This is a genomic window from Pseudomonas sp. PDM27, from assembly GCF_019219205.1.
GTDB classification, from domain to species: Bacteria; Pseudomonadota; Gammaproteobacteria; order Pseudomonadales; family Pseudomonadaceae; genus Aquipseudomonas; species Aquipseudomonas laurylsulfatiphila.
Genome location: NZ_JAHUWF010000007.1, coordinates 68092 through 81513 on the forward strand (window position 1 = coordinate 68092; position 13422 = coordinate 81513).

General features: G+C 59.9%; 9 protein-coding genes and 1 tRNA gene. 1 reads left to right on the forward strand and 9 read right to left on the reverse strand.

Annotated elements, in window-relative coordinates; translation table 11 throughout:
• The first annotated feature begins 241 nt into the window (after positions 1-241).
• Positions 242-1036: a hypothetical protein gene (locus KW838_RS15955; RefSeq protein WP_218501650.1), complete on the forward strand. Its 795-nt coding sequence runs from the start codon at positions 242-244 to the stop codon at positions 1034-1036.
• Between the two features lie 290 nt (positions 1037-1326).
• Here the strand turns inward: KW838_RS15955 and KW838_RS15960 are convergent, their stop codons facing one another.
• The 9 genes from KW838_RS15960 to KW838_RS16000 form a co-directional block, all read right to left on the reverse strand.
• Positions 1327-2850: a site-specific integrase gene (locus KW838_RS15960; RefSeq protein WP_218501652.1), complete on the reverse strand. Its 1524-nt coding sequence runs from the start codon at positions 2848-2850 to the stop codon at positions 1327-1329.
• Positions 2851-2929: 79 nt separating this feature from the next.
• A tRNA-Gly gene (locus KW838_RS15965) sits at positions 2930-2999 on the reverse strand.
• A 181-nt stretch (positions 3000-3180) separates the two neighbouring features.
• A complete protein-coding gene (locus KW838_RS15970; RefSeq protein WP_007979844.1) occupies positions 3181-4065 on the reverse strand; it encodes an alpha/beta fold hydrolase in 885 nt (294 codons plus the stop codon).
• A gap of 312 nt (positions 4066-4377) precedes the next feature.
• Positions 4378-5070 (reverse strand): pseudouridine synthase, encoded by a 693-nt coding sequence (locus KW838_RS15975; protein ID WP_218501654.1) that lies wholly within the window; start codon positions 5068-5070, stop codon positions 4378-4380.
• 34 nt (positions 5071-5104) lie between these two features.
• Positions 5105-5323: a cysteine-rich CWC family protein gene (locus KW838_RS15980; RefSeq protein WP_218501656.1), complete on the reverse strand. Its 219-nt coding sequence runs from the start codon at positions 5321-5323 to the stop codon at positions 5105-5107.
• Complete coding sequence (locus KW838_RS15985) at positions 5310-6803, reverse strand: sensor domain-containing diguanylate cyclase (RefSeq protein ID WP_218501657.1); 1494 nt, start codon at positions 6801-6803, stop codon at positions 5310-5312. Before KW838_RS15985 ends, KW838_RS15980 begins: the two co-directional genes overlap by 14 nt.
• Before the next feature lie 211 nt (positions 6804-7014).
• Complete coding sequence (gene atzF, locus KW838_RS15990; protein WP_218501660.1) at positions 7015-8793, reverse strand: allophanate hydrolase; 1779 nt, start codon at positions 8791-8793, stop codon at positions 7015-7017.
• Positions 8794-8818: 25 nt separating this feature from the next.
• Positions 8819-12460, reverse strand: coding sequence for an urea carboxylase (uca, locus tag KW838_RS15995; RefSeq protein ID WP_218501665.1), 3642 nt, complete (start codon positions 12458-12460; stop codon positions 8819-8821).
• Between the two features lie 304 nt (positions 12461-12764).
• Complete coding sequence (locus KW838_RS16000; protein ID WP_218501668.1) at positions 12765-13412, reverse strand: urea amidolyase associated protein UAAP2; 648 nt, start codon at positions 13410-13412, stop codon at positions 12765-12767.
• Positions 13413-13422 lie beyond the last annotated feature (10 nt).

Below are 13422 nucleotides of genomic sequence, written 5' to 3' on the forward strand. Positions count from 1 at the left end.
CGTTTACTGAGCTCACGCGAGCACCCTCATCGTAGGCTGATGCGCAGATTCCAAAACCTGCATTTCAGAATGGAAGGCACGTAGGTTGCTGAAAGATTATTTTGTGTTTTTTGTCGTTTTTATTTTAAGTAATTGAATTTAAACGAAAAAATACACTTAAAATTGCCAAGCTCAGCTATTGTTTAGCCTACTTCATGTGATTATATTCCTGATCCTCTGAAATAATCTGAGGGTCAGATTCATGATATCCAGCACAACCCTTGCGGTTCATTCTCCTGAACCGGCAAGTGAAGTTCTTCGAGCGCTACAGGCGCTTCCTAAATTCGCCAGCGCGCTCAGCCCAACGAACGAAGATCGGTTGCTTGAGCTTTTCAATACACTTCTCAACTCCGGAAAAAGCTACGACTCAATAAGGGTGCAAATTCTACAGCTGAGTTTTTTACTGAATTTTCGCAGAAAGGTAGCACCCCGGTTTCGAGCTCTACCGTCCCCGCCATTCAGGGGGCTCACAGATAGCGAAATCCTGTTGAGTCAAGACAGACAATTTGTTGATTTGCATTGGCTGCTGTGTAGAGGGCATCGGAGGATTGTTTCCTCGGATACGTTTGCTGATCTTTTTCAGAATGAGAGCAAATTTTGCGAGTTGGCGGGCCTGTTCACTTGCGAAAATTGGACGACTGAAACCAAGATCAAAGCGTTACAGATCTCTTCCAATACCCAGTGGCAGTTGGCGTCTTTGCAGTCAGCTGGCATACGAGACCGCTGGCGAATAATTGAATATGGTGATGTAAGGGGGGGAACGGTCCGGGTTATGGGGGCGGCGCAAGCCCGTCTGAATATTGAGGACTCAGTGGCCGGCCAACCGCGATTTGCAAAATATGTGGATGATTGGGTGACGGTCTGGAAAGCTGGAAAAATATCAGAAGAGACCGGAATTCCTCTTACCGCTGTATACGAGCTGATGACCGGAGTCTTGCGGGATCGGAAAGGTTTGGGAAGAAAGCTAGAAACAGTCATCGAGAGGTTGAGAGGATGACAAGGGACTGATGCCGGGAGGGGTGGAGGGACGGAAGCGGGGATAGTATTTCCGGGCTCTAAGCCCCGAGCTATCTGGGTCTCGTGGGATTTGAGTCGCGTCTAACTATATAACCGAGTAACCAGATTAACTAATAGCTTTTCCGCTGACGCGGTAGCGGCTTCGCCGCTATCTTGGAGAACACCGGATGTGAGAGAAAGTCCAGGAAGTGTAGGAGGTTAGTCATCGTCGTGGAGTCACTGCTTTGAACTCACGTAGCGAGGTCTTCCCTCCGGCGTAAAGCGTGCAGGTTAAAGTGGATCGTCGTGTAGCGGGCCCCTCAAGAGCTTTGACGGTGTGTTACGTCCAGGCCCGCTGGTGCGTCGACGCAATGCTTCTCTGATATGTCCGGCAGCGGCCTCGCAAGCGAAGGGCCGAATCTCCGGCAATTTAAAGTCGAGTCTGTTGACGTAGTCAGAGAGTTGCTGATCTAACGCATCCTTTCTATACCGCTTTGCAGAAACGGTTTCGCCACGTTCATGACCGGCTAACTGCGCGATGTAAATTTCTGGGATTTCCGACTTGAAAAGCTGGCTGATGAACATGTGACGGAATGAGTGAAAGCACTTACGACCGTCACGGGGTATGTTGAGCGTGTCTCCGAGATACCGGTCGTTAAACCATTTTCCAGCAGCCTTCCCGTAGCCTTTATTGTCGTCGAACCTCAACTCAGGAAAAAGACGATCGTAGCCCAGTTTTTCTAGGTGTTTTTTGTAGGTAATGAGACCGAGTGTGATCAAGTGATGATGCACGCCAATGACTCTGTTAGCGTTCGTTGTCTTCAGTTTTTTCCTAGGGCGTGACGAAGGTATTGGATTGATGGTTTTCGGATCTATGTCGTTGATGTGGAGTATCCAAGCCCCGTCCTTTGTGGCTTTGATGTCATCCAAACTGAGTTGGCAGATTTCGTTGAGTCGCGCACCGGTATACAGACCAAGGAGGGGTAACCAGTAATAGTGAGGACGAAATAGCACCTTTTTGCCGGTCGAATCAAAGCTCCCTCCATTTGTGAACCAAGTAGCGCCGAAGATGCGGGCCAGGTCTGCCTCGTTGAATACGTCCCGAGCGTCTTGATCCCGTCGCTTGGATCTTTGTTGCGTCAGATTCGAGACTGGGTTTCTGGTTAGATAACCTTCTCTCACTGCCCAGCTAAACATTTCGCCAAGCTTTTGCATGTAATTGTTGGCGGTGGTCTGCGTCAAGGTGTCCAGTTTGTGCGCGTTGGTGAGCTGTATTAGCCTGCGTGTCGAGGATCCCGGGAATCGCCTTCGGGTCTGGTAGATATTCCTCGGCAGCTCCAGCAACTTTTGCTGATAAAGCTTCAGCATCTGCCTGTCGACCAGTTGCGTTGATGGGTCCCCCATCAAGTCCAAAAACATGCCACACATGGTCTTCATTTTCCGGTGCTGATCTTCAGCCCAGTCGTCCTTCTTCGCGTCTAAAAACAACGACAACAATGTGGCGCATGTGAGATCCGGCTTTTCGTTGTGTGCCACCCATGAGGGCGCAGAGGGGGGATGGGATGGATCGGATGTGGGCGACGGTGGACATGCCGGAGTGGGTATGGGGTGGACGACACCGTCCCATTCGAGGAACAGCCGTTTCCAGTAGGAGACGAGCGGATAGGCTGTGCCTTTTGCGGCTGCCAGTTCGCGAGCTTTTGTCGAAACGTGAATCTCGCGTTTGCCCAAACGGAGTTGGAAGCGGGCAGGAACACAAATTCGGACAGCGTAGATGCCACCGGGACGGCGGTAGAGATAGCTAACGTGGGACATTCGTAGAACCTCTTCGAAGGAGAGGCTACGCTGCTGAGCTGGACGACCCTGAAAAACAAGGGTTTTGAAGGTGTGGACATTCAGACGAAGGGAATCGAACCCTCGTTATCAGCTTGGGAAGCTGGAGTAATGCCATTATACGACACCCGCTCAGAGCGCTGACTTTGTACCAGATACGGCCGGCAATTTGAAGTTTTTCTTTACGTGGGGCGGGTTTAACGCGATTCACCGACAAGGCGTGGGGCGCATGGCGGTCGATCGCGGGCAAGCCTCGCGCCTGCAGAATACGTTTGATTCAGCAGGGCGGGGCTTGCTCGCGATGACTCTGTTTCAGAGTGCCAATGCATGGTGGTCCTGGACGTAGTGGTAACGCGGTCGGCTATCGTGCTGGGCCGGTTTCAGGAACCCCATCAGTGCGTTGCGGCTGTCCCGGCAGGCGGCTTTGTGCTCCATGTCGAGAAAGTGGCCGGTGGCCTGAAGGGTCGTGAAGGTGGCGTGTTGCACGTGGTTGGCGAACAACCGTGCGCCATCGGCGGCGGTGTATTCGTCCCATTCGCCGTTCATGAACAGCACCGGCACGTTGATTTTTTCCGCCGCTTTGAAAAAGCATTGGCGATCGCTGTGCAGCAGGTCGCTGATGTGGAAGTGCATCTGCCCGTATTCATGATCGGCCAGGCTGCTGACGTGCCGATAGTTGAAACGCTTGAACAGGGTCGGCAGGTGTTTGCCGATGGTGCTGTTCACCAGGTTGCCGACCCGGTCGCCATCCCGGCTGCCGAGGTAATCGACGCCGCGCTCGAGGTAGTCGAGCATGTGCGCGTTGATCTCCGGGGAGAACGAGCTGATCACGGCTTTTTCGATGCGTCGTGGCCGTTGGGCCAAGGCGACCAGGGTCGCGGCGCCACCCCAGGAAAACGACAGCACGTGTTCGGCGGCGAAGTGGTCGATCAGCTCCAGGAGGATCTGCCCTTCGACTTCCTTGGTCAGCAATTTCTCGTGCAGGTTGTGGGCTTTTGACCGGCCCGCGTAGGGCTGGTCGTAGCAGACGACGTTGAACTGCGGATGGAGGTTTTTCACGGTTTGTGCAAACGACGCAGTCGTGGCCATCGAGCCGTTGACCAGGATAATGGTCTTCTCTGCGGCGTCTGCGCGATAGAACTCCGTGTAAACCCGATACTGACCCTGTATATCCAACACAGCGATTTCTGGCCTCATGTCATAAGACTCCTGGCAAGCGGGTATGCGCGCAATAGAGATTGCACGAGCTTTGTGACAGGTAGGCATACGCCTGGAATTTGAGAGGCCCATGTCGATCCATTGCAGTCCGGTCGACGGGTATTGTTATTGGCGGGCAGTCTGCCGGGTGAGGCCGGAACCCTTGGATTCCTACCGGCAAAAAGTTTCTTAGAAGTATGGGGTGACTCGTCGGTCACATTTCGGCCGACGTCCTGATTCAAGCAGGGGTCACGTCATCGCGCAAGTGCCTTTGGTAAATTGTTCGACAACTTCTGCTGAGCGGTCGCAGGCTTAGATCAATCCGATCTCTTCAGCGCTCAGTGGGCGGTATTCGCCCGGTTTCAACGCATTGTCGAGCAGCAGCGGGCCCATGCGTTCGCGGTGCAGGCGCATTACCTTGTTGTTGAAGTGGCCGAACATGCGCTTGACCTGGTGATAGCGGCCTTCGACGATGCTCAGGCGCGCGCATTTCGGCCCGAGCAGCTCCAGCCCGGCAGGTTGCGTGGTGAGGTCTTCGAAGGCGAAGTACAGCCCTTCGTTGAACTTGATCGCGTATTCGGGGCCGATGTCCTGTTCGGTTTCGACGTAATAGACCTTGGGCAGTTTGGTCTGCGGTTGGGTCAGGCGCCGTGACCAGCTGCCGTCGTTGGTGATCAGCATCAGGCCGGTGGTGTTGAAGTCCAGGCGTCCGGCGATGTGCAGCTCGTCCTTGTCCGGCTCGTGGATCAAATCGAGTACGGTCGGGTGCTGCGGATCCCGGGTGGCGCTGACGCATCCGGCGGGTTTGTGCAGCATGAAATGGCGCAGGGGTTTGCCGACTTGCAGCACGTCGCTGTCGACTTCGACGCGGCTGAACTCGCGGACTTCACTGTGTGGGTCGCTGACGACTTTTCCGTCGATCCTGACGCGTTTTTCCACCAGCAACAGGCGCACCTGCTTACGGTTGAAGCACGGCAGGTTGCTGAGGAATCGGTCGACACGCATGACTTAGGGATCAGTGAAGAAAGGGCCGGGCATCTTACTTGATCGATTCGGACGCTGCTTGCAACTGCGCCTCGACCTCGGCGCAGCGCGGGCACAGGCACGAGGCGTTGCGTAGTTGCTCTGGCAGCGCCTGGAGCACGGCCGGGTCGATGCTGACGCCGTAGCACCAGCAGGCGCGGTCGGCGGTTCGCGGGTCGGCCAGGGTGCAGTCGTTGGGTGCGCCGCAGGCGGGGCAGAGGTCAGGCTGGTTCATGGATGGAGTGAGACATTTCCACGCAGGTTCGGTTACGGCCACTTTGCTTGGCCCGGTACATCGCATGATCCGCCCGTGACAGCAGGCTGTGCAAGGTGTCATCGGGCTGCAGGGTGGTCAGGCCGATGCTGACGCTCACCTGCAAGGCCTGACCGTTGTAGGCATAGCGCTGTTGTTCCACGTGCTGACGAATTTTCTCGGCAATCATCAGGCCGGTCTTGCCGTCGGTGTCCTTGAGCAGCACGATGAACTCTTCACCGCCCCAGCGGCAGACGATGTCGGAGTGCCGCAGGCAGCTTTCCAGGTCCCGGGCGAAACCGATCAGCACCTGGTCGCCAGCCAGGTGGCCGTAGGTGTCGTTCAACACCTTGAAGTGGTCGAGGTCCAGCAGCAAGGCGGTCAGCGGTTTGGGCTCGCGCCGGGCTTCGTGCATGGCCTGCACGGCCAGCAGGTCGAAGCCGCGTCGGTTGGGCAGTTCGGTCAGGCTGTCGAGGGTGGCCTGGGCCTGGATCTTTTCCTGAAAGCGCTTGATGACCTGGTTGAGCAGGACCAGCACGATCAGCGTGACCAACAAGCAGATCAGCAGGTTGAGGTACAGCGACTGGCGGATTTCACCCAGGGCGCTGTCCTCGCGTTTGTCGACGAACAGGTACCAGTTCAGTTCCGGGATGAACCGCACATTGAGGAAATGTCCCTGGCCCTGCACGGAATATTCGTAGCTGCCGCTGTGGGGTTTGGGCAGCCGGCTGACCAGATCCTTCATGCTGTCCAGTTCACCGAGTTTCTGCCCGATGCGCGCACCCTGCGGACCGCCTTCGGCGCCTGTCAGTACGAGGCGTCCGAAGTTGTCGACGAAATACACGCTGCGCTGATAACGCTGTTGGTACTTGTCGATCAGCTTGATCACGGCGTCGACGGTCAGGCCAACCCCGGCCGCGCCGATGAACCGGTCGTTGTAGTCGTGAACCTTGTAGTTGATGAAAAAAGTCAGGTTGTCCTTGTTGGCGAGGTCCGGGTCGACGTTGATCTCGTACGGATCCTTCATGTCCCGCACGCGGAAATACCAGGCGTCGCGGGGCTCGGTGGCCTTGACCTGCTTGAGCACACCCTTGGCGTGGTAGTAAGTCAGGCTGGTGTTGGAGACGAAGAACGCGGTGTAGGCGCCGTAGTGGGTCATGACCTCGTTGAGGTAACGGGTCATCTGGTCGGAATCCTTTTCACCATTGACCACCCAGTCGCGCATGAAGGTGTCGCGGGCCATCATCGAGGAGATCAGGATCGGCCTGACCAGGTCTTTCTGGATTTCCGAGTAGACCGTGTCCGAGGTCAGCGGCAGCTCGGTGTTGACGATGTTGTCGCGGATCGAGGCCCGGGAGGCGTAGTAACTGAGAAAGGAGGTGGCGAGGAAGCCTGCGCCCAGCAATGCGACCAGCGTGAGCACCAACGAGCGTTGAGAATACAGCGGCGAGCGAAGCGGCATGGCAGTTCCATTGGCAGTCATCCGATGGCAAGCATTCTAAGGGTACTGCCGGGAAATAACTGCTCCATGTGCGCCGCGAATGGTCGTAAATCTTGTACGGACTTTGTGGGAGCGAGCTTGCTCGCGATGGCGGCGTGTCTGCCACATCAAGGCTGAATGTCACACCGCTATCGCGAGCAAGCTCGCTCCCACAGGGTTATGATTCTGGTGTTTAGCCCAGTGTTTTCAGGTACATCCGCCAGCCGCCGAAATGACTGATGTTCACCGCGCCTTCCAGTCCATACGCCTCGCAGATAAACCCGCTCTCCCAGCGGCCGTCCGCCAGTTGCACCTTGCCCAATCCCAGCGGTGCCGGAATCCCGGTCAGGAACGAACCCAGTTCTCGGCTGGGCAACTCCCAGACTTCCACGGCAATCGCCACGCCGCCATCCTTAACGCGGACCATGCCAGGACGCAACGGCGGGCCGCCGGCCAGGGCATAGAGTTGATAATCCGGCGAACTGAAGGTCGTTTTCAGCAAGCGGGCACCGCGCTGCTTGAGCTGCCAGTTCAACGCCAGTCCGTCCAGATGCGCGCCGCAGACCACCAGCCGCGCCCGATCATGGCGGGCAACCGGTGCCGGTGCGGGAGCGGCCAGGCCTTGCTGGCGCTGCAAGGCATCGGCCACGCTCAACAGATACTGATCGGTGAAGGCCCGACCAAACACTGTCACACCCCATGGCAGGCCGTTGTCCATGAACGCGCTGGGTACGGCGACGGCGGCGTAGTCGAGCAGGTTCATGAAGTTGGTGTAGTAGCCGAGGTCCGAATTGCGCAGCACCGGTTCGGCCTTGAGTTCCGCCAGCGACACCGGGCGGCCGATGGTGGGCGTGACGACACAATCGAGGCCTTCCAGCGCCGTGTCGCACAGGGCTTTGAGCGCTTGCAGCCGGTATTGGGCGCGGAAGGTCTGCACGCCGTCGACGGCGGGTGCCTTGGCCAAGACAGCGCGAATCACCGGCAACACGGCCTCGGGGTTTTGTGCCATCAACTCCCCGGCCACGCTGTAGCGCTCGGCCACCCACGGGCCTTCATAGAGCAAGCGTGCGGCCTCCAGAAACGGCGACAGGTCCAATTCCACCGCTTCGCCGCCCAAGGCCTTGAGACGGTCGATGGCATCGCCGAACAACAACGGGCCTTCAGGGCAGCCAAAGAATTGCAGGTCCTGCGCACGTGGCACGCCGAACCGGAACGGCCGTGGCGTGCCGAACGCCGAGCCGTCATTCCACAGCGGGTTGCTGCGGCTGTATTCGTCCCGTGGGTCGAGGCGTGCGGTGAGCGCCAGCAGCTGGCTGGCCTCCCGCGCCGTGGCGGTGAACGTAGTGACGCAATCGAGCGTACGACAGGCCGGTACCACGCCGGCCGTCGAGATCAGGCCCTTGGTGGCTTTCATGCCGACCAGGTTGTTCAATGCCGCCGGCACGCGCCCGGAGCCGGCGGTATCGGTCCCCAGGGAAAAACTCGCGACCCCGAGCGCCACCGCCAGCGCCGAACCGGCGCTGGAGCCGCCCGACGGATATTCCGGCAACACGCTGTTGGGGCACACGCCATAGGGTGAGCGGCTGCCGTTGAGCCCGGTGGCGAACTGGTCGAGATTGGTCTTGCCCAACGGAATCGCACCCAGGGCCAGCAGTTGCTCGACGATGGTCGCCGAACGCTCCGGCACGTAGGCAAATGCCGGGCACGCCGCCGTGGTCGGAATGCCCACCAGGTCGATGTTGTCCTTGATCGCGAATGGCACGCCGTACAGCGGCAGGCTGTCGAGGTCGCGACCGTCCAGGGCGGCGAGGTACGGCTCCAGTTCCTCGGCGCTGAGCAAGTGGATGAACAGGTGATAGTCCGGATTCAGCGCCGCGGCTTTGTCCCGCAGGTTCGTCAGCAATTGCCGGGGGGTGAGGCTGCCGTCGCGGTAGGCGCTGCGCAGGGCGTCGAGTTGCAGATTGATATTCATGGTGTCAGTCCTTTTCAAAATGGGTTCAGTCAAGTTCCAGCACCACGACGCGCTGTCCGGCGCGCACCGCCGAACCCGGTTGCACGCGCACCTCGCGCACCACGCCGGCCATGGGGGCGAGCAGGGGGATTTCCATCTTCATCGACTCCAGGATCACCAGCACATCACCGGCCGCGACGCGGTGGCCGGCCTCGACCTGAACCTGCCAGAGGTTGCCAGCAATGTGGCTGTCGACGCTCTGTTGACCGCTGGCCAGCGGCGCCTCCTCGGTCGTCTCCGGGGCCGGTTCTTCACTGTCGAAATGCGCCTGGCCGCTGGCGATCCAGCGTTCACGCTCGGCATTGAACGCGCCTTTTTGCTGCTCGCGAAACGCGCCGATGGTCTGGGCTTCCTGCGTCAGAAACGCCTGGTAATCCGCCAGGTTCAACTGACTGTGCTCGATGTTCAGGTCGAAGCGCCCGAGGGGGAAGTCCTGGCGAATGCGCAGCAATCCATCGGCGCTGACCGGGTAGAAACGGATCTGGTCGAAGAAACGCAGCAACCATGGCTTGCCATCGAACGCGGCGACTTCACGGTAGCGGTTCCACATCTGTAGGGTGCGCCCGACAAACTGATAACCGCCGGGACCTTCCATGCCGTAGACGCACATGTACGCACCACCGATGCCCACCGAGTTCTCCGCGGTCCAGGTGCGCGCCGGGTTGTACTTGGTGGTGACCAGGCGATGACGCGGATCGAGCGGGGTGGCGACCGGCGCACCGAGGTAAACGTCGCCCAGGCCCATCACCAGGTAACTGGCGTCGAACACCGTGCGTTGCACTTCATCGAGGTTCGGCAGGTCGTTGATGCGGCGGATGAACTCCAGGTTGCTCGGGCACCAGGGCGCGTCCTTGCGCACCGTGGTCATGTATTTCTCGATGGCCAACTGGCACGCGGGGTCATCCCAGGACAGTGGCAGATGGACGATGCGCGAGGGCACCTGCAGGTCTTTGGCGGCGCACACGGCGTCCCATTCGCCGGCGACGATGCCGAGCAGGTCGGCCAGTGGCAGTTGTTCGGGTTGATAGTGGACTTGCAGTGAGCGGATGCCTGGCGTCAGGTCGATCACGCCGTGCAGGTGTTGGCTTTCCAGGGCTTGCATGAGGGCGTGGGCGCGGAAGCGCAGGACCAGGTCGAGTTCGGGGGCGCCAATCTCAAGCAGCAAATGCGTGTCGCCCGACAGCCGTGCAACCAGCCGCGTATCTCCCTGACCGATATCCAGCACCACAGGCGACACCATCCCCTGTGGGAGCGAGCCTGCTCGCGAAGGTGTGTCAGTCGACATCAGGGTGGCTGACACACCATCGCGAGCAAGCTCGCTCCTACAGGATTGATCCCATTTCAGGGCAAGGGTGCGGGCGGTCTTGAGGTCGATGGGGGAGAACTGCACCTTGTCCCCGGCCTTGAGCTGCCCCAGTTTCCAAAGGTCCGCTTCGATCACCGTCACCGGGCACACGAACCCGCCAAGGCTTGGGCCATCCGGGCCGAGGATGACCGGCATGTCCCCGGTGAAATCCACCGCACCAATCGCATAGGGATTGTCGTGAATGTTCGACGGATGCAAACCCGCCTCACCACCGTCGGCACGCACCCATTCCGGCTTCGGCCCGATCAGGCGCACACCGGTGCGGCTGGAGTTGAAATGCACTTCCCACTGGGTGGCGAAGAAGGTGCCGATGTAGTTTTCGGTGAAGTATTCCGGCGCACCGTGGGGGCCGTAGATCACGCGAATCTGCCGAACCGCCGGCAACTCGGTGACCTGCTCTTCAGCCAGTTGCTGGCCGGCGCTGCGGTCATTCAGCGCGGGCAGGTGCAACACGTCGCCGGCTCGCAAGGCGCGGCCACCGTGCCCGCCAAATTGCCCCAGGGTGAAGGTGCTTTTGCTGCCCAGGTAATCCGGTACCTGCAGGCCGCCACGCAGGCACAGATAACTGCGGGCGCCCGCGCCGGCAATGGTGCCGAGGCTCAAGCTGGCGCCTGCCGGAACCACCAGCGCAGTGTTCATCGGCACGCTTTGACCGTCGAGCAGCAATGGAATCACCGCGCCGGTCACCGCCACCACCGCCTCGCAATTGAAGCGCAGCAACGGCCCGCTCATGGTGATTTCCAGCGCCGCCGCGCCTTCGTCGTTGCCCAGCAAACGGTTACCCAGGCGCAGCGCCCGATTGTCCATCGGCCCTGAAGGCGGCACGCCGACCGCCCAGTAACCGAGGCGCCCCGGATAATCCTGAACACTGGTTTGCGTACCGGCGCTGAGTACTTCGAACGTGTTGGCCTGATAGACCAGGCCTTCCAGGCAACGGGTCCACGGCTGGCCGCTGGCGAAAGGCGCATCCAGGAGGATCTGCCGCAGGTAATCGCGGTTGGTTTCCACGCCATAGAGCAGGCTGGCCCCCAGTGCCTGATGCAGATCCTCAGCGGCCTCTTCGCGCGTCGTCGCCCAACTGATGACCTTGGCGATCATTGGATCGAAGTAGGGCGGGATCTCGCAACCCGCTTCGACCCAGGTGTCGATGCGCAGTCGTTTGCCATCGGCGTCAGGGAAATTCACCGCCGTGAGCAAACCGGGGCTTGGCTGGAAATCACGTCCTGGATCCTCGGCATACAACCGCGCCTGAATCGCATGACCCTGCGGCTTCAAACCCTGTACCAGACCGCTCAGCGGCGGCAGCTCACCGGCCGCCAGTTGCACCATCCAGCGCACCAGGTCGACGCCCCACACCTGTTCGGTGACGCCGTGTTCCACCTGCAAACGGGTGTTCACTTCCAGGAAGTAGAAACGCCGGGCTTCGCTGTCGAAGACGAACTCCACGGTGCCGGCGCTGCGGTAGTTCACCGCTTTGGCCAGTTTGATCGCCGCTGCGCACAGTTCATCGGCCATGCCCTCGGGCAGGTTCGGTGCCGGGGTTTCCTCAAGGACTTTCTGGTTGCGCCGCTGCACCGAACAGTCGCGTACGCCAAGGGCAATCACTTCGCCGTGACCGTCGCCGAACACCTGCACTTCCAGGTGACGGGCGCGCTGGATGTACTTCTCGATGAACACCCCGGCGTCGCTGAAATTGTTCTGGCCCAGGCGTTTGACCGCTTCGAAGGATTCGCTCAACTCGGCCGCGCTGCGGCACACGCGCATGCCGATGCCGCCACCGCCGGCGGTGCTCTTGAGCATCACCGGGTAGCCGACCTGTTCGCCGGCGATCAATGCGGCGTCGAGGCTCTCGAGCAACTCGGTGCCTTCAAGCATGGGCACACCCTGTTGCCTGGCCAGGGCGCGGGCGGTGTGCTTGAGGCCGAACACCCGCAGTTGTTCCGGTGTCGGGCCGATGAAGGCGATGTCGGCGGCTTCGCAGGCTTCGGCGAATGTGGCGTTTTCCGAGAGGAAGCCGTAACCGGGATGGATCGCGGTGGCGCCGCTGGATTTGGCGATGGCGAGGATTTTATCGACCGCCAGGTAGGTACCGGCAGCCGCGCCTTCCCCGAGGCTGTGCGCCTCGTCGGCCTGCAGGATGTGCAGGCTGGCGGCGTCGGCTTCGGAGTAAACGGCGACCCCCTGCACGTGCAGTTCACGCAAGGTCCGCAGGATGCGGCAGGCAATGGCGCCACGGTTGGCAATCAGGACTTTTTCGAACATGGCATAACCCCCGGAGGCGATTGCGCATCAGCCTCGACTGGGATGCGGGCCGTCCCGCAGTTTTTTGAAAGGCATCGGGGTCGTCCCCGGTGGCAGAATCACAAATTTCAAAACCACCGCCGCCCCCTGTGGGAGCGAGCTTGCTCGCGATGGCGGAGTGTCAGTCGACTTCAAAGGAACCTGTGTCGACGCAATCGCGAGCAAGCTCGCTCCCACAGGGTTAATCAGTGTTCTTGCTGTTTGATGCACTGCCCTGAACGGGCCTGGCACAGGGTGAACAGCCAGCGGCGCAAACGCGCGAGTTTCAGTTCCATACCAGTAGCTCCGCTGGTGTCGGGTTGTAGGCGTTGCACGGGTTGTTCAGTTGCGGGCAGTTGGAGATCAGCACGATCACGTCCATCTCGGCGCGCAGATCGACGTACTTGCCTGGCGCGGAAATCCCGTCTTCGAACGTCAGGCCGCCGTCGGCGGTGACCGGCACGTTCATGAAGAAGTTGATGTTCGGCCCGATGTCGCCCTTGCCCAGGCGTCCGTCGTGGACACAGGCGCGCAGGTAGTTGTCGCGGCAGCTGTGCATGTAGCGCTTCTCCAGGGCGTAGCGCACGGTATTGCTCTCTTGCGCACAGGCGCCGCCAAGGGTGTCGTGACGCCCGCAAGTGTCGGCGACTATGGTCAGCATCGGTTTGCCGAGGTTGGAATACAGCACGCTGCCGGTGCTCAGGTACACGCTGTTCTGCCGGCGCAACGTGCGCTGCACGTCGTAGCGTTCCTTGGGATTGGCGACGCTGTAGAACAAGGTGTCGACGGCCTGATTGCCTTCCAGATCGAGGATGCGCAGGGTCTGGCCGGCCTTGACCTCCATCAGCCAGGGTTCGCCGGCGGGGATGGTGGCGCGGTAGATCGCGGTGTCTGGTTGCCTGCTCGTGTGAGCGGTAGCGATTGCGAGTGACATGGCAGCGATC